Source organism: Bradyrhizobium sp. 154 (assembly GCF_023073875.1).
Lineage (GTDB): Bacteria > Pseudomonadota > Alphaproteobacteria > Rhizobiales > Xanthobacteraceae > Bradyrhizobium.
In genome coordinates this window covers 107,840-132,911 of the sequence record NZ_JADPKG010000118.1, presented here as the reverse complement: position 1 = coordinate 132,911, position 25,072 = coordinate 107,840, and the positions used below count along the sequence as shown (strand labels likewise).

Here is a 25,072-nt window from a genome sequence, read left to right as displayed (position 1 = left end):
CATGCCCAAAAACCTCAGCAAAAGCCCGGCCGGCAAAGGCCCCCGCACCCCTGCCCGAGTGCCCGCCCGCGTCGCGGCAAAACGCCTCAAGGGGACGACCAAGAGCGCCGTCAAGGCCCCCGTCAAGGCCGTTGCGGACCTCCCCCAGGACCGCATCGTTCGCGCGCTCGAGACCATCGCGGCGCACCTTGCCGCCCAGGGCAAGCCAATGGTCGTGCCTGAGTCGTTCGAACGAGCCGACGCCTATGTCTGGCATCCCGACGGCCGCCTTGCGGCCGTGCCGCGGGTCAGCCGCGTTGAGCTGTTCCTGCTGAAGGGCGTCGACCGGATGCGCGACATCTTGATGGAGAACACCGAGCGCTTCGCCAATGGCCTGCCCGCCAACAACGCCCTGCTCTGGGGTGCGCGCGGCATGGGCAAGTCATCGCTGGTGAAGGCGGCGCATGCCAGCATCAACGCGGAGCGCAAACCGGCCGACAAGCTGAAGCTGATCGAGATCCATCGCGAGGACATCGAAAGCCTGCCCGCGCTGATGGAGTGCTTGCGCGCCTCCTCCTTTCGCTTCATCGTGTTCTGTGACGATCTCTCCTTCGATGGCAATGATGCGTCCTACAAGTCGCTCAAGGCCGTGCTCGAAGGCGGCATCGAAGGCCGGCCGGAGAACGTCATCCTTTACGCGACCTCCAACCGCCGCCATCTGCTGGCGCGCGAGATGATCGAGAACGAGCGTTCGACCGCGATCAATCCCGGCGAAGCGGTCGAGGAGAAGGTCTCGCTGTCGGATCGCTTCGGCCTCTGGCTGGGTTTCCACCGTTGCAGCCAGGACGAGTATCTCGCCATGGTGCGCGGCTATTGCAGCCATTTCGGCATCAAGGTCGACGACGAGGCGCTGGAGCGCGAAGCGCTCGAATGGTCGACCACGCGCGGCTCGCGCTCAGGCCGCGTCGCCTGGCAGTTCGTGCAGGAGCTGGCGGGCCGGCTCGGCGTGAAGCTGACCGTGAATTAGCGGACAGCATCGCACCGCCCACAACCGTCATCGCCCGCGAAGGCGGGCGATCCAGTATTCCAGAGACGTTTGTGATCGACCGAGAGGCCGCGGCGTATTGAGTCGTCAGGCGACGCCCCCCTTGTTGCGGCGGCTATTTAGGCCTCACGCCCCGTTCAGGAATTGAAGCGGATCAACCGGGCTCGATCCCTTGCGGATCTCGAAGTGGAGCTGCGGCGAGGCCACCTCCCCGGATTGACCCGACTTGGCAATGACCTGACCGCGCTTGATGGTATCGCCGCGCTTCACCAGCAGCTCACTCGCATGGGCATATGCGGTGACGTAGCCGTTGGAGTGCCGAACCAGGACGAGATTGCCGTAACCTTTCAGCTCATTGCCGGAATAGGCGACGACGCCGTCTTCAGCCGCCTTCACCGGCGTCCCCTCGGGCACCGCAAGGTTGATGCCGTCATTGGACTTGCCATTGGTCTTGGCACCATAGCTCGTGACCACCTTGCCGCGCACCGGCCAGCGGAAGGTCGGCAGCGCGCCGGTGGCGTCCGCAGCCTTCGCCGGCGTCTCGGCGGCCTTCTCTTCGACATTGGCCGTGGCTTGGGCGAGGCGCGCGCTCTGCGCCGGCGCGGCGGCAGCTATCTTGGTGGCAGGCACCGGAGCGGCCGCGACGGGCTGGAGCGTTCCTGCAACCGGCGCGGCCGCGACTGGAGCCGCAGCAGCCGGCACGGCGACGGCGGCGGTCTTGGCACCGGGCACGGTCAGCTTGGTGCCGAGCTTGAGCTTGGCCGAAGGGTCGAGACCATTGGCGCGCGCCAGCTCGGCCGCGGAGATGTGGTTCTTGCGGGCGATGCTGGCGAGCGTGTCGCCGCGGTTGACGAAGTGCGTGCTCGGGGGCGCAGCGACAACGGCAACCGCCTTCGCCGCAGGCGCCGCCGCGACGGGAGCCGGCGCGGGCGCAGCGGCCGTGGCTGCATGCGGAATGATCAGCTGCTGGCCGGGCGAGAGCGTGCGCGGTCCCTTGTAGCCGTTGGCGGCGAGGATCGCCTGCGGGGTGACATGATAGCGCTTGGCGAGGACGTCGAGCGTGTCGCTGGTGCCGACGATGATCTTGGTGCCGCCAGCCGGTTGGGCCGCTGCAACCGAGCGCGGCGGCACGGTCGCCGTTGTCTCGAGATGCGGCTGCGCCGGCGGCGCATAGGAGCTGACGCCCCGTCCGCCACCGGACACTCCGCCGCCAGAGGCGACGGGATAGGATTGCGGCGCGGACACCGCCGGCGGCGGCAGGGGCTGGGACTGATAGGAACCAGGCTGCGTCTGTGGCCGCGCATATTGCGGCAACTCACGTTGCGGCGGTGGCGCCTGCTGCACCGAACCGGTGGATTCCGAGGCGAAAGGATTGGAGAAATTCGACTGGGACAGCCGCGACGACATATCGGCGCTGCACCCCGCAAAACTGATGGAGATCAGCGCCAGCACCGCGACCTGCGGCACGCGGCGCGAGTAAAGCAACTCGGCGACAGCGGACATGGTTACTCACTCGTACGCAACAGAACTGGTGTTTTAAGTAAACACGCGCCGAGTAAATAACGGCTTAACCCTCCCAATAAGATGTTGGCGGCGCAGCCAATCCGGAGTTCTACAGCTCCCGTGCCACGCCAGGCAGCGCCGGCACGAAGCGGACCTCGACGAGTTCCTTGCGCTCGATCCCCGCCTCGGTCCGGCTGAGGCGAGTCAGCGTCTGCACGCCCTGATGCGGTCCGACCGGTGCGATCAGGATGCCCCCGACATCCAGCCGCTCGATCAGGTTCTCTGGAATTTGCTCCATCGCGGCGGTGACGATGATGCGGTCGAACGGGCCGATATTGGCCGGCAAATTGAGGCCGTCGCCCAGCAACACCTCGACATTGTGGCAGCCGAGCTCTTCGAGCCTCGCGCGTGCAGTCTCCGCGAGCTTGCGGTAGCGCTCGACCGTGAGTACCTGTCCTGCGAGCCGCGACAGCACGGCGGCCTGATAACCGGAGCCGGTGCCGATCTCGAGCACGCGGTGCCGCTTCTGGAGCTGGAGTTGCTCGGTCATGTAGGCGACGACGAAGGGCTGGCTGATGGTCTGCCCACAGGCGATCGGCAGCGCACTGTCGCGATAGGCACCCTCGCGGTCGGCATCGTCGACGAACAGTTCGCGCGGCACCTCCTCCATGGTCCGCAGCACGGCCTGATTGCTGATGCCCCGGCGCCTCAGCGTGAGCTGAAACATCATCTTTTCCGGCGGAGGTTGATGGGTGGTCATCGTTGCAAGTGCTGTCTTGTCAGGCCAGTTAGGGCCAACCCGGGCGCGAGAATCTTGTTCCTTGATGGGGAACTCATGATACCATTCGGCTGGATATTTGATCACGGATCGGCGTGCAACAACCAGTCGTGATCGCCATTTTCAGGCGTCCGTTCGTCAAAACGCGCATTGCGTCGATTCATGTTATCTGCGAACGTTTTTGGGAATGGGCAAGGACTCAATCATGACCGCGACGGGGCTTTCCGGCCGCTCTGTATTCCTCGTCGAGGACGAGGTGATGATCAGGATGATGGTTGCGGACATGCTCGAAGAGCTCGGTTACAAGGTCGCAGCCGAGGCCGGCGATATCACCGAGGCCATGCGGCTCGCCCAGGCGACCGAGTTCGACATCGCCATTCTCGACGTCAACGTCAACGGCAAAGTCATTTCGCCGGTCGCCGATGTCATCAAGGCAAAGGGCTGCCCCTTCATCTTCGCCACCGGCTACGGCTCCTCCGGCCTGCCCGAACAGTACCGCGATCGGCCGGCGCTCCAGAAGCCGTTCCAGCTCGACGCGCTTGGCAAGACCATCGAAGCCGCGCTTCGCGGCGGATAGGCGCTACTTCAGCGTCGCGCTCAATTCTTCTGAAAACGCTTCGTTGGTGCGATCGAGCCTGAGCGGCGTGACCGAGACGTAGCGCTCGCGAAGTGCTGCGAGATCGGTGCCGTCTGCGGGCGTGTCCATCATCGCCGTGCGCTCGAAGCCGATCCAGAAATAGGGATTGCCGCGGCCGTCCCTGCGCTCGTCGATCCTGAGGAAGCCGAGATTGCGCTTGCCCTGGCGCGTGACGCGGATGCCGAGCACATCCTCCGGCGCACACGACGGGAAGTTGACGTTGATCACCGTGTCCTTCGGGATGCCTGCGGCGATCACCTTGCGCAGGATGTCGGGCCCGAACTTGCGGGCGGTGTCCCACGGCGGCCGCTCGCGGGTTTCGACGCTGAATTCCTGCGACAGCGCGAATGAAGGCAGCCCCAGGATGGTGCCTTCCAGCGCGCCGGCGATGGTGCCGGAATAGACCACGTCCTCGGCGACGTTGCGTCCCTTGTTGACGCCGGACAGCACGACGTCCGGCAATTTTGGCCCGAGGATGTGGCGCGCGCCCATGATGACGCAGTCGGTCGGCGTACCGCGCACGGCGAAGTGCCGCGGCCCGACCTCGCGCAGGCGCAACGGGTCGTTCAGCGACAGCGAATGCGACACGCCGGACTGGTCGAGCTCCGGTGCCACCACCCAGACGTCGTCCGACAAGGCGCGCGCGATCTCCTCCACGACCTTGAGCCCGGGGGCGTGGATGCCATCGTCATTGGTGCAGAGAATACGCATGCGAAAGGTCGATTCCAGAAAGCGGGTCTGAGCCGTCTTATCCGGCTATGCCCAATCAGGCAAACCGGCCGATTGGGCCCCGACGGCCAGGTTCCGGCCTCATTCTGCTACCGGCGGATGCGCCATTGCGGCAGAAAACGCGCCAGCCGGCCCTCGGTACGCAGCTGCATCGCCGGCACAACGGGGCTCACGACGGGAGTTTCGACGACGCCGAGTGCCACCAGTTGCGCGACGAACGGGTCGGACGCCGGCGCCTGCGGAAAGCGTTCGCGCGCCACGGCCAGCGCCTTGTCGAAATCCGCAGTATTGACCCCAGGCTTGGCCCGCCGGCTCCCCACGAGATCGTCGTCCCAGAGCCGCGCGATCTCGATGTCGAGCACGCCGCGCAGGCGCTGATCGACGGCCTGGATGCCGGCACCCGTCACCGCCCATTGTCGGCCGACCCAGAAGATGTCGCGGTGCAAGGCCATGAAGGGTAGTTTCGCGTTGCGGGGCCGGCAGGATAGCCGGCCGGGCGATCTTCGCAACCCTACTCGCGCGCGATCACCTTCAGCCCGCCCATATAGGGCTGGAGCACACTAGGAATCGCGATCGAGCCGTCCTCCTGCTGATAGGTCTCCATCACCGCGATCAGCGCGCGGCCGACCGCGGTGCCGGAGCCGTTCAGCGTGTGCACGAAGCGCGGCTTGCCGTCCGGCCCGCGCGAGCGCGCATCCATGCGCCGCGCCTGAAAGTCGCCGCAGACCGAGCAGCTCGAGATCTCGCGGAACATGCCGCCGTCGCCCTGCCCGGGCATCCAGACCTCGATGTCATAGGTTTTCTGCGACGAAAATCCCATATCTCCTGCGCAGAGCGTCATCACGCGATAATGCAGGTCGAGCTTCTGCAACACCTGCTCGGCGCAGGACAGCATCCGCTCCAGCTCGTCCTTGCTGGTCTCGGGCGTCGTGATCGAGACCAGCTCGACCTTGGTGAACTGATGCTGGCGGATCATGCCGCGGGTGTCGCGCCCGGCGGCGCCCGCCTCGGCGCGGAAGCACGGCGTGAGCGCGGTGAGGCGCATCGGTAATTGCTTTTCGTCGAGAATGGATTCGCGCGCGAGGTTGGTGAGCGACACTTCTGCGGTCGGGATCAGACCGAGGCGCTCGGTCTTCAGCCGCTCATGGTCGGGCGCAGCCAGCAGTTCGCCCTTGATCGCCCAGAACTGATCGTCCTCGAATTTCGGCAGCTGCCCGGTGCCGAACATCACCTCGTTGCGCACCAGAAGCGGCGGATTGATTTCGGTGTAGCCGTGCTCGGTGGTGTGCAGGTCGAGCATGAACTGGCCGATGGCGCGTTCGAGCCGCGCCAGCCCCTTCTTCAGCACGACGAAACGCGCCCCGGAGAGTTTTGCCGCCGCCTCGAAATCCATGTAGCCGAGCGCGGTGCCGAGATCGTCATGCAGCTTCGGGGCAAATGCGTAGTTGCGCTTGTTGCCGAATATGTGGTGCTGCACGTTGCCGCGCTCGTCGACACCGTCGGGCACGTCATCGAACGGAATGTTCGGAATCGCCGACAGCTCTTTCGTCAGCTCCTCATCGGCAGCTTTGGCCGCGGCTTCGAGCTGCGGCATCGTCGTCTTGAGCTCGGCCACTTCGGCCATCAGCTTGGCGGCGCGCGCCTCGTCCTTGGCTTTCTTAGCATCGCCAATTTCTTTCGAGGCCGCGTTGCGCCGTGCCTGTGCCTGCTCCGACGCCAGGATCGCCGCGCGCCGCTTCTCGTCAATCGCGAGCAGCGAGGCCGACATCGGCTTCAGGCCGCGCCGTGCGAGGCCGGCGTCGAAGGCTTGCGGATTGTCGCGGATCGATTTGATGTCGTGCATGGCGGTGGTCCTGGGGAAGCGCGTAAACATGCAACGTTGAACGTTGCAAGTTAGCGGGTCTCCTAGCACGGCTGTCATCATCCGCGAAGGCGGATGATCCAGTATTCCAGAGACAGTCGTGATTTCTCGACGGGCTGCTGCGTACTGGAATCCCCGCCTTCGCGGGGAATGACGCCGATGGGCTGGCCGTCCTCTACTCCGCCGGATTGGCCGGCGTCGACACGTCGGTGCCAGTGGCCGCCCGCGAGGCCGCGGCCTTCTTCTCCACCATCGCCACCGCGATGATCGAACCCTCGTAGAGCGCTAGCAAGGGAAACGCCAGAGAGCACTGGCTGAGCACGTCGGGCGGCGTCAGCACGGCCGCGATGACGAAGGCGATGACGATGAAATAGCGGCGCTTCTCGCGCAGCATCTTCGAGGTGACGATGCCGATCCGCCCGAGCAGCGTCAGGATCACCGGCAGCTGGAAGGCGATGCCGAAGGCGAAGATCAACGACATCATCAGCGACAGATATTCGCCGACCTTGGGCAAGAGCTGGATCTGCGCGGTCTCGTCGCTGCCGGCCTGCTGCATGCCGAGCGAGAAGCGGACCAGCATCGGCAGGACGACGAAATAGACCAGCGCTGCGCCCAGCACAAAGAAGAACGGGGTTGCGACCAGATACGGCAGGAAGGCCTGCTTCTCGTGCTTGTAGAGGCCGGGCGCCACGAACTTGTAGATCTGCGTCGCGACGATCGGGAACGAGATGAAGCCGGCGCCGAACAGCGCGAGCTTGAGCTGAGTGATGAAATATTCCAGCAGCGCCGTGTAGATGAACTTGGAATTCTCGGGACCCGCGACCCACACGAACGGCCAGACCAGCACGTTGTAGATCTGCTTGGCGAAGAAGAAGCAGAAGATGAAGGCAACGCCGAATCCGAGCAGCGCCTTGATCAGCCGCGACCGCAGCTCGATCAGATGGTCCATCAAAGGGGCTTTGCTGGCCTCGATATCGGCGTCGGTCATGACGCTTTGGCGTCCTTGATCGCTTCGGATGCCGCGGTGTCTTGCGCGACCTGGGCCTGCTTGACCTCACGGGTGATCGCAAGCGGCTCGTTCGCTGCTGCGTGCGCCTCGGCTTCCATGAAGGTCGCGGGCGTCGGCGCTTCCGGTGTCGTTGGCGTTACCGGCGCTTCACTCGAAATCACCGGCGTTTCACTTGAACTCGCCGCCGGTTCGACGGCGCCGCTGGCTGGCGTCTCGGCCGGCTTGTCGAGCGCATCGACGCGTAGCGCGTCGCTGACATCCTTCTGAAGCGAAGTCAGCGGATTGAAGCCGGTCGCGACTTCCTTGACCTCGTCGAAGCTCTTCTTGAGGTCGGCCATCTCGGCCTCGCGCATCGCTTCCTGGAACTGGCCCTGGAATTCGGCGGCCATCTTGCGGGCCTTGCCCATCCACTGCCCAACCATGCGCAGCACGCCCGGCAGCTCCTTCGGGCCGATGGCGATCAGGGCCACGACCCCGATGAGGACCAGTTCACTCCAGCCGATGTCGAACATGAGGTCTTCCGTTCACGCCAGCCGCAACCGGCCCAATCCATTGCGCGCAGGATCGGGGCCGCTACCCGCGTTCTGGCGTGCTCTCTGGCTCAGACGGCCTTGCTGCCGACGTCGGACCGTGCCGCGGTCGGTGCGGCATTGTTGTGCTCGATGGACTTGGCCGGCTCGGGCTTGTCGGCGGGCTTATCGTCGTCCTGCATGCCCTTCTTGAACGCCTTGATGCCCTGCGCCACGTCGCCCATCAGATCCGAAATCTTGCCGCGGCCGAACAGCAGCAGGACCACTGCGATCACCAAGATCCAGTGCCAAATGCTGAGTGAACCCATCCTGCAACCCTCCAAACGCGCATGGCCGGGGACCCGGCCGATCTTTACCGAAACCTAGGCTTGGCGGGTGTCAAAAACAAGGACCAAGGCAGCGCCAATTCGCTGTCGGCGCTACGCAATCTTGCTAGTGTTAACCGGTCGCAGGGCCCGTAGACGGACGGACATCACTCCTCGCCGCCACCTTGGCTGCCACCCTCATCGCCGCTTTCCGGCGTCTCCGGCTCGACCGCAGGCGCCAGCGCCAAATCGAGGCCCTCGCCCGGTTCCAGCGGATCCTCGTCCTCACGCAGCGTCGGGTCGTCCGACGGCGTCGGCACGCTGAATCCGGTCGGCAGGCGCGAATCCAGCAGGCCAGTGCCCTTGAGCTCTTCGAGGCCCGGCAGGTCGCCGAGCTGTTCCAAAGTGAACTGCGACAGGAACTCCTCGGTGGTGCCGAAGGTCAGCGGACGGCCGGGCGTCTTGCGCCGGCCGCGCGGCTTGATCCAGCCGGTTTCCAGCAGCACATCCAACGTGCCCTTCGAGGTGACGACGCCGCGGATCTCCTCGATCTCGGCGCGCGTCACCGGCTGGTGATAAGCGATGATCGCCAGCACCTCGATCGCCGCGCGCGACAGACGGCGGGTCTCGGTGCTCTCCCGCGTCATCAGCCAGGCGAGATCGCCGGCGGTGCGGAAGGTCCATTTGTTGGCGACGCGCACGAGATTCACGCCGCGCGACGCATAATCGGCCTGGAGCTGCTCAAGCGCCGCCTTGACGTCCACGCCGTCTGGCATCCGCTTGGCCAGCGTCGCCGTATCCAGCGGTTCACTCGAGGCAAACAGCAGCGCTTCCAGCAGCCGCAATTCCTCCGGCCGTGCCTGGGATTCGTTCTCCATCGGCTCGGCCTCTTCTACCCGCGCTTCAGCCAGGCTTGCCATGGCAGATCCTCCTTCTTGCACTTAACCGACCGGCGCATCGGGCGCAGGAGCTGCGTCCGGAACCGGTTTAGGACGCCCCTTCCGGAAATAGATGGGCGCAAACGCCTCTTTCTGGTTCAGCTCAAGCTGGCCTTCGCGCACCAGTTCGAGCGCGGCGGCGAAGCTCGAGGCGAACACCGTCGCGCGCTGCGTCGGATCGGCGACATGCCGGATCAGGAAGTCGTCGAGAACGCCCCAATCATCCTGTTCGCTGATACTGCCGACCAGCCGTTCCAGCGTGGCGCGCGCTTCGGCGAGCGACCACACCGTACGCTTGGCCAGATGCACGCTCGCCAGCACGCGCGATTGGCGCTGCGCGGCATAGGCGGTGAGCAGGTCGTACAGCGTCGCCGTGTATTTCGGATGCTTGATCTCCGCGATGTGCTCGGGCTCGCCGCGCGGAAAGATGTCGCGCTGCAATTGCGGCCTGTTCATCAGCCGATTGGCGGCTTCGCGAATGGCTTCGAGCCGGCGCAGGCGGTTGGCGAGCGCAGTCGCCATCTGCTCCGCGCTCGGGCCTTCGGCACTCGGCGGCTCCGGCAGCAGCAGGCGCGACTTTAGGAAGGCAAGCCAGGCCGCCATCACGAGATAGTCAGCAGCGAGCTCCAGCCGGATTTTCCGCGCAGCCTCGATGAAGTGGAGGTACTGGTCGGCCAGCGCCAGGATCGAAATCTTGGCGAGGTCGACCTTCTGCTGCCGCGCCAGTGCGAGCAACAGGTCGAGCGGGCCCTCATAGCCTTCGACATCCACGACCAACGCCGGCTCACCCTCGGCAAGCTCTGCGGGCCGCCCGGTTTCGAAGGATAGGATTTCTGCGGTCATGCGGATGCCGTGTTTGCCCGTGCGATCAATGCGTCCAGTTCTGCGCGTGCGGCCGCCCGGTCCAGCGGCTGCGGCGGCTTGCGTGCGGCGAGCGCGGCTTTCGCCCGCTCCAGTGCTCTGCCGGACAGTTCGGGTGTCTGGCTGGCGACGTCGCGCATCTCCTCGATGTTACCGTTGCAATGCAGGGCCACGTCGCAGCCAGCCGCGAAGATGGCGCGGGTCCGCTCGGCGATATTCCCCGACAGCGCGTTCATCGACACGTCATCACTCATTAACAAACCCTGGAACCCGATTGTGCCGCGAATCACGTCAGCAATCATTGTCGCAGATGTCGTCGCCGGTTGGGCGGCGTCGATCGCGCTAAACACAACATGTGCAGTCATGGCCATTGGCAGATCCGAGAGCGGCTTGAACGCGGCGAAATCGGTCCGTTCCAGCTCGTCCCGGGGCGTGTCGACTGTCGGCAGCTTGAAATGGGTGTCGGCAGTGGCGCGGCCATGACCGGGAATGTGCTTGAGAACCGGCAGCACGCCGCCCTGCTCCAGCCCCTCGGTGACCGCGCGCGCAATCGCGGCAACCTTGCCCGGCTCCGTGCCATAAGCTCGGTTGCCGATGACGGCATCGGCACCCGGCACCGGCACGTCAGCGAGCGGCAAGCAATCCACCGTAATGCCGAGATCGGCGAGATCGGCCGCGATTAGGCGGGCGCTCAGGCGCGCCGCAGTAAGCCCGAGCGCCGAATCAGTGTCGTACAAATTCGCAAATAGGGCTCCCGGCGGATAGAGCGGCCAGTGCGGCGGCCCCAGCCGCTGCACCCGTCCGCCCTCCTGATCGATCAGGACGGGCGCGTCGGCAGCACCCGCCACTGCCCGCAATTCCGCAACCAATGCAGCAACTTGAGCCGGCGCCGCGACGTTACGCTTGAAGAGGATGAAGCCCCATGGACGTTCGGCGCGGATAAACTCCCGCTCGGCGGCGGTCAGTTCCGTTCCGGATACGCCGGTAATGAAGGCCCGCGTGCTCATACGGCCGATTAACCCTGCCCCGCGAGGGGGTCAAGGAAACGGCCGTTAATTCCTCTGGACGAAGCAGGCGGACAGGCCTGCGGACTTGAGGCTGTTGCATGCCTGCGTCGCCTCTTCGGCCGAGCCATAGGGACCGGCGAACGCGCGGTAGACGATGCCCTTGCCCTTGTCGGTGAGGTCGACGCGCTTGATCACCGGCGAACGGGACCCGAGCACACTGCCGTACTTGCTCTGAAGCACCCGATAGGACGCGGCGGCACTTTCCTCGCTCTGCTGCGAGGAAACCTGCACGATGTAGCCCCCACCGCTGCTGGCGGGCGCAATTTGCGTCGGGTTGGTCGCAGCCATCCGCTGCGGAGGCTCGGCCGTCGGTCCCGATTGCGGCGCGAGCGACAAAGGCTGGTTGGCGCTGGCATTGGCCGACGTCGGTGGATTGCGCGGCGCGATTGGCGCAGGCGGCGCGGCAACAGGTTTTGGCGCAGTTGCGGGCTTGGCGGCTGCAGCCGATTGCGGCGTAGCGCTATCGGTCTGATCACCCTTCACAGCCACCGTCCTGATTGAGCGCGGCGAATTGTTCGGCAGTGTGCCGTTGCTCGGGGCCGCCCCCGCGCTCGGCGGCGGCACCATCGACGGCGACACGCTTGCCACCGACGGTGGATTCGCATTCTGGTTCAGCGGCGGGAACACCACGCGGGGACCAGCCGCTCTGGCATTGACGTCGACAGGCGCTTCCTCCCGCGGCACGATCTTCTCGGTGCCGTCACCGCTCACCATGCGATCCGGCATCTTGGCGGAGGAGTCCGTCGGCGCCGGCACGATCTTGGTCGGTGTGTTGTCGGCCTTGATGATCGGCGGCTCGCCGCTGCGGGGCGAGCCCGCATAGGTCTTGTAGGCGAAGGCAGCACCAGTCCCGACCACGGCAAGCGCTAGGATCGCCGCGACTGTCATCATGCCGCCGCGCTGCTTCTTCGGCTCGTCAAGTTCGGCCTCAGGATAGTCGCTCTGGTAGGCGTAAGGATCGTCGGGGTAGGCCGGATCGCGCTGGTAGTCCTGCTCGCCTGTCTCGAGCCGGCCATAGAGCGCATCATCATAGCGCGACGGATCGGGCTGCGCGTACGGCTCCCGATAGGCCTGATCCTGATAAGCCTGACCGTGCTGCTGGTGGGCCTGATCCTGATAGGCTTGGGCTTGATAAGCGTGATCCTGATGGGCCTGCGATTGATGAAAGTCCGGCTCAGGCGCAACTGCGGTCGGCTGGGCCGAATAGCGATGCAACGGATGAACCGGGTTTACGGAGACGGAATAGTCGGGCTCCGGCGCGGCTGTCGGCTGCGGCTGTACGTTGGCGCGCCGCATCCATGACGGCGGCCCGGGCGGCGGTGAGGCCTGCTCGGCATAAACCTGCCGATCATCGTCCTGGCGATAATCGTCTTCTCGATAACTCTGCGCGGGCGCTGCCGTCGGGCGTGCGGTCGGCGGCGACTGCGCTGCGAACGGATCGGTCTGTCCGATCAGACGGGCGAGCTCGGCCAAGGGATCATTTTCCGCCTTCCCATGCTGCTCGCTACCGCGACCATAGTCATCGGAGGGAAACGGTCTGTCCTGATATCGTTCGGCCATCGTGATGATGCGTCCCTTCGGGAAAGCCGCGCGCCCCTCGACCAAGGCACGGCTTTCGACCCACAAGGCTTTCAACCAAGTCTAAGCGATCCGGCTTCTGCCGGTTACCCCCGAATTCCTCTTAAGTAGTTCGCCCCAAACTACCGCATCTCGTCCGGGGCATGGACGCCGAGGATGGCGAGGCCCGATGCCAGGACTGAGACAACGCCCTGGACCATGGCCAGCCGCGCCTTCGTAAGATCTGCATCATTATTGATAATGAAGCGTAAATAGGGCAAATCGCGCCCCTTCGTCCAAAGTGCATGAAATTCGCTGGCTAAATCATAGAGATAAAAGGCAATTCGGTGCGGTTCGTGGGCCGCGGCGGCAGCTTCCAGCATGCGCGGAAAAATTGCGAGGCGCTTGAGAAGATCGAGTTCGACCGGGTCCGACAACCGTTCCACCGCCGACTCACTGAGCCAAGCGGTCCGCGCGCCGGTATCCTCCGGCAGTTCCGGGAACACCTCAGCCCGCGCGTTGCGGAAGATCGAGTGGCCGCGGGCGTGACCGTACTGAACGTAGAACACCGGGTTGTCGCGCGACTGTTCCACGACCTTGGCGAGGTCGAAGTCGAGCACCGCATCGTTCTTGCGGTAGAGCATCATGAAACGGACAGCATCCTGGCCCACCTCATCTACCACCTCACGCAGGGTGACGAAGTCCCCGCTCCGCTTCGACATTTTCACGGGCTCGCCGCTGCGCAGCAACTTCACGAGCTGCACGATCTTGACGTCGAGCGCGCCCTTGCCGGACGTCGTCGCCTTTACCGCCGCCTGCATCCGCTTGATGTAGCCGCCATGGTCGGCGCCCCAGACGTCGATCATCTCCGCAAAACCACGGTCGAACTTGTTCTTGTGGTAGGCGATGTCGGAGGCGAAGTAGGTGTAGGAATTGTCCGACTTGATCAGCGGACGATCGACGTCGTCGCCGTAGGCAGTCGCCTTGAACAGCAACTGCTCGCGGTCTTCCCAATCCTCGACCGGCGCGCCCTTCGGCGGCGGCAGGCGTCCCTCGTAGATGTCGCCCTTGGCGCACAGGAAGTCGATGGTTTCGGCAACCTGGTTGTTGCCGTTCTCGATCAGCGAGCGCTCTGAGAAGAACACGTCGTGGCGGATGTTGAGCGCGGCGAGATCGTCCTTGATCTCTTCCATCATCATCGCGATCGCCTTGGCGCGCACCGTCGGCAGCCACTCGGCCTCGCTCATTCCGCGGAGCTTGTCGCCATGCTCCTTCACCAGCACAGCGCCGACCGGCTTCAGATAGTCACCGGGATAGAGTCCTTCCGGAATCGCGCCGATGTCCTCGCCGAGCGCCTCGCGATATCGCAGGAACGCGGAGCGTGCGAGCACGTCGACCTGGGCGCCGGCGTCGTTGATGTAATATTCGCGCGTGACGTCGTGGCCTGCGAACTGAAGCAGGCTCGCCAGGGCGTCGCCGAACACGGCGCCGCGGCAATGGCCGACATGCATCGGTCCGGTCGGATTGGCCGAGACGTATTCGACGTTGACCTTGGAGCCGCCGCGGACGCGGCCGTAATCGGCGCCCTCGCGCAGCACCGTGCGCAGTGCCTCGGCCCAGGCGGCCGGCTTCAGCGTCAAATTGATGAAGCCGGGACCGGCGACGTCGACCTTGGCGATCAGCGCATCCGTGCGCAGCCGCTCGGCAATCTGCTCGGCGAGATCGCGCGGCTTTGCCTTTGCCTCTTTCGCCAGCACCATCGCGGCGTTGGTCGCCATGTCGCCATGGGAAGCATCGCGCGGCGGCTCAACCACGACGCGCGAGAAATCGATGCCCTCAGGCCAGCTGGCGTCCACGGCCAGCGTCCGGCAGGCGGCGTGCACGCGCGCGAGCACGTCGGCGAACAGGTGCAGGGATGAGGACGGGTCGGGCATGGCCGCCGCCTAACGCAAATCCGGGGTCGAGTCAAAGAGCCGCTGGTGCTCGGTCAGGGCGAAACGGTCGGTCATTCCGGCAATGAAATTGCCGATCCGGCGGGCGCGGTCGCCCTCATTGTCTGCCTCCGCCCCCAGCAGCCATTCCGGCGGCAGCTCGGCCGGCACCTTCAGGTACTTTGCGAACAGGTCGAACAGGATCTGCTCTGCCTCGCCCATCACCCGCACCACCCGCTTGTGACGGTACATGTGCTGGTAGAGGAAGGTCTTGACGGCGGCCTCCTCCTCGGCGACCTCGGCGGGGAACGCGATCAGCGCCCGGCTCTGCTGGCGCACGTCCTGCGCCGATTGCGGCTTGACCGCCGCAAGGTTCTTCTGCGCCTCGGCGAACACCGCACCGATTAGGTGCGAGATCAGCTCGCGCACCAGCTCGGCGCCGCGCCTGACATCTTCGAGATCGGGATAATGCGCCGAGGTCTCGGCGATGATCTCCGCCGTCAGCGGCATCACCTTGAGATCGTCGAGCTGGAACAGGCCGGCGCGCAGACCGTCATCGATGTCGTGAGCGTCATAGGCAATGTCGTCGGCGATCGCGGCGACCTGCGCCTCGAGCGAGGCGAAGCTCCATAATTCGAGATCATGCGTCTTGATATAGTCGGCGATGCCGATGGGAACGCCGTGCTCGCGATAGCGTCCGATCGGCGCGCCGCTGCGATCGGTCAGCGGGCCGTTGTGCTTGACGATGCCCTCCAGTGCTTCCCAGGTCAGGTTCAGCCCATCGAACTCGGGATAGCGGTGCTCCAGCGCGGCGACGACGCGGAGCGTCTGGGCGTTGTGGTCGAAGCCGCCAAACTCCTTCAGGCAGGCGTCCAGTGCCCGCTCGCCGGCATGGCCGAACGGCGGATGGCCAAGATCATGGGCAAGCGCCAAGGTTTCGGTGAGATCCTCGTCCAGCCCGAGCTGCCGGGCCAGCGCTCGGGCGATCTGGGCCACCTCGAGCGAATGGGTCAGCCGGGTGCGGTAGTGGTCGCCCTCGTGGAACACGAACACCTGGGTCTTGTACTTCAGGCGGCGGAACGCGGTCGAATGGATCACGCGGTCGCAATCGCGTCGGAACGGGCTGCGGGTCCGGCTCGGGGGCTCCGCGACCAGCCGGCCGCGGCTGCGCTCGGGGTCGCAGGCAAAGGGCGCGCGGGGGGCAGCCATTCCGACGGACACGGCGAATTTAGTCCCTATCCATTTGATTCTGCGTATGGTGGCACTTAACTATGTCGGGCGCGGGATACCAAACGAATTGGGCAATGAACTTGGTATGACCGGGACTATCGGAGACGAACGATGACGACTGCCGTGACCATCAGCGACCGGGCCGCACGCCGGATTGGGGAGATCCTCAAGGGCGAAGGGTCAGGCGCGATGCTACGCATCTCCGTCGAGGGCGGCGGCTGCTCGGGTTTCCAGTACAAGTTCGACATCGACCGTGCCCGCACCGATGACGATCTCGTGATCGAGCAGGACAATGCTGTGGTGCTGGTCGATTCGGCCTCGCAGCCGTTCCTGGCGGGATCGCAGGTCGATTTCGTCGACGATCTGATCGGCGCCTCGTTCCGAGTCAACAATCCGAACGCGACTGCCTCGTGCGGCTGCGGGACCAGCTTCTCGATCTGAGCACCTACGCGCCGGTGATCTGCCTTTCCTCGTCCGTCCACTCCACCTCGACCGGCATCAGCTCCGGCCGAAGCGGCGCATCCTCCGACATGACGTGGCCGTCCAGCGCACGTAGCAGGGCCGCGACCAGCGCAGGCTTGCGCAGCGGCTTGGGCAGAAAGTCCGACATGCCGGCCTCGCGGCAGATCCTGACGTCTTCGGGGAAGGCGTTGGCGGTGAGCGCGATGATTGGCAGGACTTCGAAGCGCCCGCCTTGCGCACGGATCGCGCGGGTTGCGGCAAGTCCGTCCATGTCGGGCATGCGCACGTCCATCAGCACGACATCGTAGTCGCCTTCAGAGGCTGCCGCGACGGCGTCGACGCCGTCGGTGACGACGCGCAGCTCAACATCGAATCCGCCGAGCATCTTGCTCACGACCATGCGGTTGACGGCGTCGTCCTCGGCGACCAGCACCTTCAGCGGCCGGTCGAGCCCGGCGATGCGAGCCTTGAGCTCGTCGCCGTCGTCGCGGCCCGCATCGTGGTCTGACGCCTCCGCCCGGCTCCAGGGCAACACCAGGGTGAAGCGGAAAGTCGAGCCCTCGCCCGGCATCGAGGTGACGCCGATGGTGCCGCCCATCTGTTCGATGATGCGCCGGGAAATCGCAAGGCCAAGGCCGGTGCCGCCGAAACGGCGGCTGATCGAGGCGTCCGCCTGGACGAAGTCGCTGAAGAGCTGGCCGAGCTTATCGGGGGCGATGCCGATGCCGCTATCGGTCACCGCCCATTCGACCGTCGCCAGCAGATCGCGCCGCGCCTGGCAGGTGACCGAAACCCTCACCTCGCCTTCGTCGGTGAACTTCACCGCGTTGGACACGAGATTGAGCAGCACCTGGCGAATGCGCGCGGCGTCGCCGCGCAGCGTCGGCGGCAGGTTCGGATCGAGCTCGATCTTGACTGCAACCCCCTTGCTCTTGGCGCTCGCGCGCGCCACGGACGCGGCGGTCTCGACCAGCGCCCGCGGCGCAAAGTCGATCGCTTCCAACGCGAAGCGGCCGGCCTCGAGCTTGGACAGATCGAGGATGTCGTTGAGGATGCGCTGGAGATTGTCGCCGGACTCGCGGATCGTGGTGACGGCCTCGTGCTGCTCCGGATCGAGCTTTGTCTCCAGCAGCATGCTGGCAAGCCCGAGCACGCCGTTCATGGGCGTGCGGATCTCGTGGCTCATCACCGCCAGGAAGTCGGACTTGGCGCGGCTCTCGGCTTCGGCCTTCTCCGCGCGCCAGCGTTCAGTCACGTCGCGGCCGAAGCCGCGATAGCCGAGGAACTGGCCGTCGCGATCGTGGGCGGGCTTCGCCGTCAGCGACCACAGCCGCGCCTCGCCCCCGGCGACGATCTTGATATTCATCTCATGCAGCGGCTCGGCCTGCTCCATCAGGCCGATGATGTTGTAGGCCGCGCTCTTGTCCTCGGGGCAGAGCATGTCGAGCACGTCGGCGAAGTGCGATCCCTTCAGGAGCGGAAGCGGCAGCTGCGCCACGTCCGCGAAGCGCTGGGGTACGTCGACGAGATGCCCTTCGGCATCGGTCTGCCACAGCCAGTCGCTGGCGTTCTCCTGAAAGTCCTTCAGCAGCAGCGAAATGATCTCGGTCTGCCGCTCAAGCTCGAGCTGGGCCTTGAGATTGCCGAGGAAGAGGTTGCCGTGGGAGACCATGTTGCGCGCCATGAAGAATGCGAACAGCAACAGGAACACCGCGGTCACCAGATAGGGCCCGTCACCGCACAGTAGCATCGCACCGGCGCAGGCGATCGTCATGGTGGCGAGATAGACAAGGCCGGCACGCGGGAAGGTCGACAGCGTGAACGCGCCGCCCGACATCATGCCGACCATCAGGCAGGCCAGGATGAGCTGGCTGGTTGGCACGATGCGGCTGAACAGCGCCAGCGGCAGCATGCCCCAGATCGCGGCGAGGAAGAACGCCTGCCGCAGCATCTGCCGCGCGGCACGCGGCGAGGCCTCCTGCGGCGGATTTCGATGCGACCGCCGCCACGAACGGACCGCGAGCGAGGCGGTGGCGGCGAGCGTCATACCCCAGATCGCGAGGAAGTCGTTCCAGCCCCTGCCCCAGAACAGGATCAGCACGACGGCGACGTTGAGCATGGTGACGGCCATCGTCACCGGAATCAGCCGCGTCACCGCCTCGATCTGCTTGGCGCGGATGCGCCGCAGCTCGCGCTCGCTGAGATCGGCCGTCAGACCATCCTCGATCTCGAAGCCGCCTAGCCAATACAGCAACGCGCCGATCACGCCGTCGCGCGGCTCAGTTCGCGTCATGGATTTGTCCGGCCATCCCATCCGAGGCACCTTTTCGGCATCAATGACCCGCCGCGCGCTTAAGCCGGGTTAATTTTGTGGGAGATTCTGCGGCCGCCTTGACGGGCGCGTTTGCATTTTGTTCTAACGGTGGCCCCGCCTGGAGCCCCTCCCAATGCCTATCAGAGTAGCCACCTGGAACGTGAACTCGGTCCGGCAGCGGATCGACCTGCTGCTGACCTGGCTGAAGGAGTGCCAGCCGGACATCGTCTGCCTCCAGGAGATCAAGTGCGTCGATGAGGCCTTCCCCCGGCTGGAGATCGAGGCGCTCGGCTACAACGTGGTTACGCATGGGCAGAAGACCTTCAATGGCGTCGCCCTGCTCTCCAAGCTCCGGTTCGACGAGACCAAATCGGGACTCGCCGGCGATGACGAGGATGCGCATGCCCGCTTTCTCGAAGGCGTGGTAACGCTCAAGCAGGGCGTCTTGCGCATCGCCTGCCTCTATCTGCCCAACGGCAATCCGGTCGGCACCGACAAATATCCCTATAAGCTCAAATGGATGTCGCGGCTTCTTGAGTATTCGAAGGAACGCCTTAAGGAGGAGGTCCCGCTGATCCTCGCGGGCGACTTCAACGTCATCCCGCATGCCCGCGACGTCCACAACCCCGCCGCCTGGACCGAGGATGCCCTGTTCAAGGCCGAGACGCGGGAGAGCTTTCAATCCCTGCTCGGGCTCGGCCTGACCGATGCCTTGCGGGCGGTCACGGATGAGCCCGGGCTCTACACCTTCTGGGACTACCAGGCCGGGGCCTGGCAGAAGAACCAGGGCCTGCGCATCGACCATCTCCTGCTGTCGCCGCAGGCCAGCGACCGGCTCGCCAATGTCGGCATCGACAGCTATGTGCGCGGTTGGGAGAAGCCGTCGGACCACGTGCCGGTATGGGCGGATCTCGATCTTGAGGCGGCATAAGAGCCGCCTCTGCAGATCACTCCCGGCGGCCCTGCACCCACTGCTCCAGCATTTGCAGGCACATGGCGCGGTCGTCGTCGGAGGCCTTGGCGAAGGCGCGGTTATAGCTTTCCTTGATCCAGGTCTCCTCGGCCCCGGCGCTGTCACGCGCCAGCGTCAGCCACATCAGGCCGCGCGCGACCTGCCGCGGCAGGCGGTCGCCGTTGAACAGCATCTGGCCAAGCAGGGCCTGCGCCTGATGCTGGCCCTTTTGTGCGGCGAGGCCGAGCCAGCGCGCGCCGTAGCGAAAATCCTCGCGCGAGGCGTCCGGCGTCTTCAGGTACAGGCGGGCCAGATCATACTGCGCGTCCGCGTTGCCGAAATAAGACGCGGCATAGGAGAACATCTCCCGCGCCCGCTCCGGATCCGACTTGATCTTCGAGTTCGGGATACCGCTGAGATAATAGCGGCCGAGCGCGACGAAGGCGTTGGCCACGATCTGCGCCTGCGGCGCCGACGGACTGTCCTCGGCATGCGCATTGGCGATGCGGCTGAAATATTCGAAGGCGCGCAGATCGTCCTGGGCGACGCCGTCGCCATTGGCGTACATGCGGCCGAGCTTCCACTGCGCGATGGGGTGGCCGCCCTCGGCGGCATATTGCAGGGCGCTAAGCGAGGTTTCCTGGGTTACGACCGCCGGCGGAATTCGGCTGCGAACCGTATTCGCGGCGCCCGGCAAGGTGGTCACGACCGGGATGGTCGCGTCCTTGTTCACCGGCGCACCGTCGAAGGCGAGCGCCGGTGCGGCCAGCGCTATAGCCCCCAACACAAACGCAACTATGGCACGCCTAGATGTCCGCATAGCACTGTTTCTCGTGCGCGCCGCCCGGATGGGTCACCGCCCCCCCGAGCGCTGGTCCAACCTGCTGAGCATACTTCCAGAGCGCACCCGACGTGTGGTTAGTCGCGCGAGGTGCCCATTTGGTCTTGCGCTGGGCGAGCTCCTGGTCGCTCAATTTTACGTTAAGGGTACCGGCGACGGCATCGATCTCGACGATGTCGCCGTCCTCGAGCAGCCCGATCGGGCCGCCAATCGCGGCCTCGGGCCCGACATGACCGATGCAGAAGCCGCGAGTCGCGCCGGAGAAGCGGCCGTCGGTGATGAGCGCGATCTTGCCGCCCATGCCCTGGCCAGTCAGCGCTGCGGTGGTCTGGAGCATTTCCCGCATGCCGGGACCGCCCTTCGGCCCCTCGTAGCGGATCACGATGACTTCGCCTTCGCGATAGGTGCGCTTCTGGACCGCCTCGAAAGCATCCTCCTCACGGTCGAAGCACCTGGCCGGACCGGTGAACCTGAGGTTGGACATTCCCGCGACTTTCACGATCGCACCTTCTGGCGCCAAATTGCCCTTCAGACCGACCACACCGCCCGTGACGGTGATGGGTTTGTCTGCCGGGTGCACCACGTCCTGGTGCGGATTCCATTTCACGCTCTTGAGGTTTTCGGCGATCGTTCGACCGGTGACGGTGAGGCAATCACCGTGAAGAAATCCGTTGTCGAGCAGCGTCTTCATCAGAAGCGGGATGCCGCCAACTTCAAACATGTCTTTGGCGACATAACGGCCGCCCGGCTTCAAATCCGCGACATATGGTGTCTTTTTGAAGATTTCGGCGACGTCGAACAAGTCGAACTTGATGCTCGCCTCGTGCGCGATCGCCGGTAGGTGCAGCGCAGCATTGGTCGAGCCGCCGGACGCGGCGACCACGGCGGCCGCATTCTCCAGCGCCTTGCGGGTGACGATGTCGCGCGGCCGGATGTTGGAGGCGATCAGGTCCATCACCTTCTCGCCCGCGGTCATGCAGAAGGCGTCGCGGATTTCATAAGGTGCCGGCGCACCGGCTGAGTATGGCAGCGCAAGGCCAATCGCCTCGGAGACAGTCGCCATGGTGTTGGCCGTGAACTGCGCGCCGCAGGCACCCGCCGAGGGACAGGCCACGCGCTCGATCTCGTCGAGGTCCTCGTCCGACATGGCGCCAACCGAATGCTTGCCGACCGCCTCGAACATGTCCTGCACCGTGACCTGCTGGCCGCGGAAATTGCCGGGCAGGATCGAGCCGCCGTAAATGAAAATCGACGGCACGTTGAGGCGGACCATAGCCATCATCATGCCCGGCAGCGACTTGTCGCAGCCGGCGAGGCCGACGAGCGCATCATAGGCGTGGCCGCGAACCGTCAACTCGACCGAGTCGGCGATGCATTCGCGCGACGGCAGCGAGGAGCGCATGCCATCATGGCCCATGGCGATGCCGTCGGTGACGGTGATGGTGCAGAATTCGCGCGGAGTGCCGCCGGCCGATGCGACCCCCTTCTTCACCGCCTGTGCTTGACGCATCAAAGCGATGTTGCAGGGCGCAGCCTCGTTCCAGCACGAGGCGACGCCGACGAAAGGCTGGTGGATCTGCTCGGTAGTCAGACCCATCGCGTAGAAGTAGGAGCGATGAGGCGCGCGCGCAGGACCTTCCGTCACGTGACGGCTCGGCAGCCTCTGCTTGTCGATCTTCGCGCGCATCGCAAACCAGTTTCCCCGGTCAACCCTTTCAGACCCGAAAAATCAGAGCCAAGATTTGAATCGACCTTGGGATTTCCCGTCGCCGTCGAAGACTGGCCGCTACCCTTAAAACATTAGAGTGATTTTATTCATGTTCGGGTGTGGCTAAAAAGCGGCGACGACGCGAACGGTCGGTGATCAAAGTTAAATCCGGGGGAGTGTTGCGCGGACAGCACAATCGTGGCTCGGAAGACACGGATAAGCCTACAGTGATACCTCGCGGCGAGGCCCAATCTCCGACTTGAAGGAGCGAAGAAGCTCCGCCCGGATCTGGTTGGTGACAGGAAGCGCGGCTGCACTGAGTCGGGGACCCGCTTTGCCTGATCATGTCCGTGCACACCTCGCTCGTGTCCGCGACAAGCTCCACATCGCCAGGCAAGCCCGGCGCTGGCGTCCGGAGCACGAGGGAGGTGTGACACACCGCCGTCGGCGCATCGCAATGATGGATCGAGAGGGGATATCGTAACTCTCCGACGTGCATTTCAACGCGCAGACACGCCTTCGCATCCTCGCGGCGCATTTCGCCCGAGCTTTGCTTCGTCGCTCCACCCTCAAAGCCGGGAGGGCGCAGGGGCGGCCGGGTGCTGACCTGGCACCCACGGTCCGCTGTGCGAAAGGCACACGCAGAAAACTGCACAGCGGCATACAGGTGAAGCCCAACACACGGCCTTCCCTGCGCAGTGGTTTGACGGCTTATGCCGCGCTCTCCTGGGAGCCGAATTCGTTCTGGCCTCCCTCGCCCTCGTAGAAGTCACGGACACCGCGCCGGTTGACGCCCATGCCGCATCCGCCAGGGCTTGACCGTAGCAACGACGGCCAGGACCACACGGTTTTGCCGTACGCGCGGCTCGCCTGCGCCGCAGGGTTCGACGGCGTTGTGCACTTTACCATCGACATGCTGGCGCGACGAACCTGACAGCGCCGTCCGTCTACGCGAAGCTCAAGGGCTCACGGAGAGCAATCCGCCCTGCCCTTGGCCTTTCGCGCCCGACGCTGCCGCGTCCACCGCAAGCCCGGCTCCGCGATCATCACGACACATGATCGCCCCTCTCGGATGAGCCGGGATGCACGACACATACGTCATTTCCGAATTTCGGTAAAGCGGAATATTTTTGAACGCGCCGCTTGACACGGGACAGGCCGAAATTGCCTGGTGTTTTGCCCGTCGGGATGTGCTCAGGCATTCCGCAGCGCGCGGACGAACGGATCGCCCACACGGACGATCTCGCAGACGGCGACGAGACCGGCGAGCCACACGGCACTGGTGAGCCCAATGCGCGTCACGATGGCAGCGGTGAAGGCGCCCTCTCCGCCGAGGGCCGGCGTCGCGGCGAGCAGCGCGAGCTCATAGGCCGCATAGGCGGCAACGAGCGTGACGGCCAGCGCCAGCGGCCTGCGGCCCTGCGGCAGCGTACGCAGCACGGCGGACGAAACGGCGGTCGCCAGCAGCACGGCCGCGCCGGTCGCAAAACCCCAGGCGATGGTGCTGCCGTCGATAGGGTAATGCAGCGCGCCGAAGCCGATGGCCTGGTTCACGAGCCAGACGCCGGTGACGACGAGCAGTGCCGGCCGCAGCGGCAGCATCGCGGCCGCGACAACCGCGAAGGCCGCAAACGGCGTGGCGCAGGCGAACGCGAAGCTTCCGAGCGCGCCTGACACCGCCAACAGCGCAAAACAGAACATCCGCGCAAGGCGCGGCGCGACGGGGTGAAGCCGGAAACGGTCGTCATGAGATGGCAGGATGAGAGCCATGGTGATCTCCAGACGGTCGTCTTACCACGTCTGGTGATGATTTACGATTTACGCAAGCCAGCACGATCAGGCCGGCGTTCTCTCGGAGCGCGTCCGGACCACGGCCCGTTCGCCGGCGTCGACGAGCTGGCCGATACCGGTTCGGCCCATAAGCGCGCACCGGACGATGTTTTCAGCGACCGACCTCCGGAAGCCATAGTCCTCGCCATCGGGGCGACCGCGGCAGATCCGGTCCAACGCCAATTTCATGTTGATCCGTGTGCGGGTGTCGAAGTGCTCGCTGATCATTCGCCCGGCCTCGATGGGTTGATGTTGGGCAGAAACGCCCGCCGGTGGGCCCGGTTCCAAATCGGAGATCAAGGGACGTCCCGTCAGACTGCGAGTGCGTGGCGACTTACGTCCGCCCGCGCGGGCGCTGGGCTTGCGCCCACGCAACGGCGACGTCGCGTGGCGGAACATCGATGCGCTTGATCGGCGTCAGTTCGCCGGAGGCGGAGACGATCGCGGTCTCCTCGCGGCGGCAGCGCGGGCACACGAAGCGGACTTCGTGCGGGGACGCCGACCAGCTTGAACGTTTGACGTTGGCAGCCATCGGCCAGGCGTCGCAATGCGAGCACGACACCAGGAACCGGCCGGGATCGAGCATACCCATTCCATCGAACTCCGCGTCCTGCCCGCTTCCTCAATGATTAATCCATGTGAATCGTTCCGGTGCCTAGGCACCGCCGGGCTTGGCGCGTCAGGGACTTTGGATCAGTGCGCCCCCTTGAGGGTGCAGGAGGTCGTGCAGGTCACCGTGGTGCCGCGATCGCATGCTTTGCAGGCGCTGACGCACTGGTTCATGTCGCGGGGATTGTAGCTGCTGTAGTTTCGCATCGGGCAGGTCGAGGCCGAGCCGGTGATGTCCTGCTCCTGATTGCAGGCTGCCATCATGAGCGCGACTGTGATCACTGCAACGAGGCGCATGGGATTGCCCGTCGAACATGGCAAGTGACACTCGCGGGGCGCGCTGCATTGCAACGAATCCCCGCCTTCCCACCACGAACCGTCGCCGATCAGCGACAT

At 65.0% G+C, this 25,072-nt stretch carries 26 protein-coding genes; 5 read left to right on the top strand and 21 right to left on the bottom strand.

Features of this window, described 5'->3' with window-relative positions; all coding sequences use genetic code 11:
* Position 1: 1 nt before the first annotated feature.
* Complete coding sequence (locus IVA92_RS32885) at positions 2-1,006, top strand: ATP-binding protein (protein WP_247276022.1); 1,005 nt, start codon at positions 2-4, stop codon at positions 1,004-1,006.
* A gap of 144 nt (positions 1,007-1,150) precedes the next feature.
* On the opposite strand, the gene IVA92_RS32880 is transcribed toward IVA92_RS32885, so the two are convergent.
* Positions 1,151-2,527, bottom strand: a complete 1,377-nt coding sequence (locus IVA92_RS32880; protein WP_247276021.1) for a peptidoglycan DD-metalloendopeptidase family protein — start codon at positions 2,525-2,527, stop codon at positions 1,151-1,153.
* Between the two features lie 109 nt (positions 2,528-2,636).
* Positions 2,637-3,287 (bottom strand): protein-L-isoaspartate(D-aspartate) O-methyltransferase, encoded by a 651-nt coding sequence (locus IVA92_RS32875; protein ID WP_247276020.1) that lies wholly within the window; start codon positions 3,285-3,287, stop codon positions 2,637-2,639.
* 223 nt (positions 3,288-3,510) lie between these two features.
* Here IVA92_RS32875 and IVA92_RS32870 point away from each other — a divergent pair, with 223 nt between their 5' ends.
* Positions 3,511-3,882, top strand: coding sequence for a response regulator (locus IVA92_RS32870; protein WP_008547195.1), 372 nt, complete (start codon positions 3,511-3,513; stop codon positions 3,880-3,882).
* Between the two features lie 3 nt (positions 3,883-3,885).
* Here IVA92_RS32870 and surE read toward each other — a convergent pair whose 3' ends face one another.
* The 12 genes from surE to IVA92_RS32810 form a co-directional block, all read right to left on the bottom strand.
* Positions 3,886-4,653, bottom strand: coding sequence for a 5'/3'-nucleotidase SurE (gene surE, locus IVA92_RS32865; RefSeq protein WP_247276019.1), 768 nt, complete (start codon positions 4,651-4,653; stop codon positions 3,886-3,888).
* A 107-nt stretch (positions 4,654-4,760) separates the two neighbouring features.
* Positions 4,761-5,123: a hypothetical protein gene (locus IVA92_RS32860; RefSeq protein ID WP_247276018.1), complete on the bottom strand. Its 363-nt coding sequence runs from the start codon at positions 5,121-5,123 to the stop codon at positions 4,761-4,763.
* A 59-nt stretch (positions 5,124-5,182) separates the two neighbouring features.
* Positions 5,183-6,514: a serine--tRNA ligase gene (gene serS, locus IVA92_RS32855; protein ID WP_247276017.1), complete on the bottom strand. Its 1,332-nt coding sequence runs from the start codon at positions 6,512-6,514 to the stop codon at positions 5,183-5,185.
* Positions 6,515-6,707: 193 nt separating this feature from the next.
* Positions 6,708-7,520: a twin-arginine translocase subunit TatC gene (tatC, locus tag IVA92_RS32850; protein WP_247276016.1), complete on the bottom strand. Its 813-nt coding sequence runs from the start codon at positions 7,518-7,520 to the stop codon at positions 6,708-6,710.
* Positions 7,517-8,053, bottom strand: a complete 537-nt coding sequence (gene tatB / locus IVA92_RS32845) for a Sec-independent protein translocase protein TatB (protein WP_247276015.1) — start codon at positions 8,051-8,053, stop codon at positions 7,517-7,519. Before tatB ends, tatC begins: the two co-directional genes overlap by 4 nt.
* 89 nt (positions 8,054-8,142) lie before the next feature.
* On the bottom strand, positions 8,143-8,379 hold the full coding sequence (locus IVA92_RS32840; protein ID WP_247276014.1) for a twin-arginine translocase TatA/TatE family subunit: 237 nt from the start codon (positions 8,377-8,379) through the stop codon (positions 8,143-8,145).
* 164 nt (positions 8,380-8,543) lie between these two features.
* Positions 8,544-9,296 (bottom strand): SMC-Scp complex subunit ScpB, encoded by a 753-nt coding sequence (scpB, locus tag IVA92_RS32835; protein ID WP_247276013.1) that lies wholly within the window; start codon positions 9,294-9,296, stop codon positions 8,544-8,546.
* A 21-nt stretch (positions 9,297-9,317) separates the two neighbouring features.
* Positions 9,318-10,157: a ScpA family protein gene (locus IVA92_RS32830; protein WP_247276012.1), complete on the bottom strand. Its 840-nt coding sequence runs from the start codon at positions 10,155-10,157 to the stop codon at positions 9,318-9,320.
* A complete protein-coding gene (gene nagZ, locus IVA92_RS32825; RefSeq protein WP_247276011.1) occupies positions 10,154-11,182 on the bottom strand; it encodes a beta-N-acetylhexosaminidase in 1,029 nt (342 codons plus the stop codon). Before nagZ ends, IVA92_RS32830 begins: the two co-directional genes overlap by 4 nt.
* 45 nt (positions 11,183-11,227) lie before the next feature.
* Complete coding sequence (locus tag IVA92_RS32820) at positions 11,228-12,802, bottom strand: SPOR domain-containing protein (RefSeq protein WP_247276010.1); 1,575 nt, start codon at positions 12,800-12,802, stop codon at positions 11,228-11,230.
* A gap of 140 nt (positions 12,803-12,942) precedes the next feature.
* Entirely contained in the window at positions 12,943-14,733 is a 1,791-nt protein-coding gene (gene argS, locus IVA92_RS32815; protein WP_247276009.1) for an arginine--tRNA ligase, read from the bottom strand.
* 9 nt (positions 14,734-14,742) lie between these two features.
* Positions 14,743-15,939 (bottom strand): deoxyguanosinetriphosphate triphosphohydrolase, encoded by a 1,197-nt coding sequence (locus IVA92_RS32810; RefSeq protein WP_247276008.1) that lies wholly within the window; start codon positions 15,937-15,939, stop codon positions 14,743-14,745.
* Between the two features lie 132 nt (positions 15,940-16,071).
* Here IVA92_RS32810 and erpA point away from each other — a divergent pair, with 132 nt between their 5' ends.
* A complete protein-coding gene (gene erpA / locus IVA92_RS32805; RefSeq protein WP_025036472.1) occupies positions 16,072-16,401 on the top strand; it encodes an iron-sulfur cluster insertion protein ErpA in 330 nt (109 codons plus the stop codon).
* A gap of 4 nt (positions 16,402-16,405) precedes the next feature.
* On the opposite strand, the gene IVA92_RS32800 is transcribed toward erpA, so the two are convergent.
* Positions 16,406-18,736 (bottom strand): ATP-binding protein, encoded by a 2,331-nt coding sequence (locus IVA92_RS32800; protein ID WP_247276007.1) that lies wholly within the window; start codon positions 18,734-18,736, stop codon positions 16,406-16,408.
* Positions 18,737-18,869: 133 nt separating this feature from the next.
* On the opposite strand from IVA92_RS32800, the gene xth reads away from it, so the two are divergent.
* Positions 18,870-19,667, top strand: a complete 798-nt coding sequence (xth, locus tag IVA92_RS32795) for an exodeoxyribonuclease III (RefSeq protein ID WP_247276006.1) — start codon at positions 18,870-18,872, stop codon at positions 19,665-19,667.
* A gap of 16 nt (positions 19,668-19,683) precedes the next feature.
* Here the strand turns inward: xth and IVA92_RS32790 are convergent, their stop codons facing one another.
* Both IVA92_RS32790 and ilvD read right to left on the bottom strand, forming a co-directional pair.
* Positions 19,684-20,508 carry a tetratricopeptide repeat protein gene (locus IVA92_RS32790; RefSeq protein WP_247276005.1) on the bottom strand — a complete coding sequence of 275 codons (825 nt, stop codon included), beginning with the start codon at positions 20,506-20,508 and terminating at the stop codon, positions 19,684-19,686.
* On the bottom strand, positions 20,495-22,216 hold the full coding sequence (gene ilvD / locus IVA92_RS32785) for a dihydroxy-acid dehydratase (protein ID WP_247276004.1): 1,722 nt from the start codon (positions 22,214-22,216) through the stop codon (positions 20,495-20,497). Before ilvD ends, IVA92_RS32790 begins: the two co-directional genes overlap by 14 nt.
* 817 nt (positions 22,217-23,033) lie before the next feature.
* On the opposite strand from ilvD, the gene IVA92_RS32780 reads away from it, so the two are divergent.
* A complete protein-coding gene (locus IVA92_RS32780) occupies positions 23,034-23,171 on the top strand; it encodes a hypothetical protein (protein WP_247534653.1) in 138 nt (45 codons plus the stop codon).
* Positions 23,172-23,431: 260 nt separating this feature from the next.
* Here the strand turns inward: IVA92_RS32780 and IVA92_RS32775 are convergent, their stop codons facing one another.
* The 4 genes from IVA92_RS32775 to IVA92_RS32760 form a co-directional block, all read right to left on the bottom strand.
* The gene (locus IVA92_RS32775; RefSeq protein ID WP_247276003.1) at positions 23,432-24,007 is read right to left on the bottom strand and encodes a hypothetical protein; all 576 of its coding nucleotides are present in this window, start codon (positions 24,005-24,007) and stop codon (positions 23,432-23,434) included.
* 66 nt (positions 24,008-24,073) lie between these two features.
* Entirely contained in the window at positions 24,074-24,367 is a 294-nt protein-coding gene (locus IVA92_RS32770) for a hypothetical protein (RefSeq protein WP_247276002.1), read from the bottom strand.
* A gap of 34 nt (positions 24,368-24,401) precedes the next feature.
* Positions 24,402-24,659: a hypothetical protein gene (locus IVA92_RS32765; RefSeq protein WP_247276001.1), complete on the bottom strand. Its 258-nt coding sequence runs from the start codon at positions 24,657-24,659 to the stop codon at positions 24,402-24,404.
* 101 nt (positions 24,660-24,760) lie between these two features.
* Positions 24,761-24,973 carry a hypothetical protein gene (locus IVA92_RS32760; protein ID WP_247276000.1) on the bottom strand — a complete coding sequence of 71 codons (213 nt, stop codon included), beginning with the start codon at positions 24,971-24,973 and terminating at the stop codon, positions 24,761-24,763.
* Positions 24,974-25,072 lie beyond the last annotated feature (99 nt).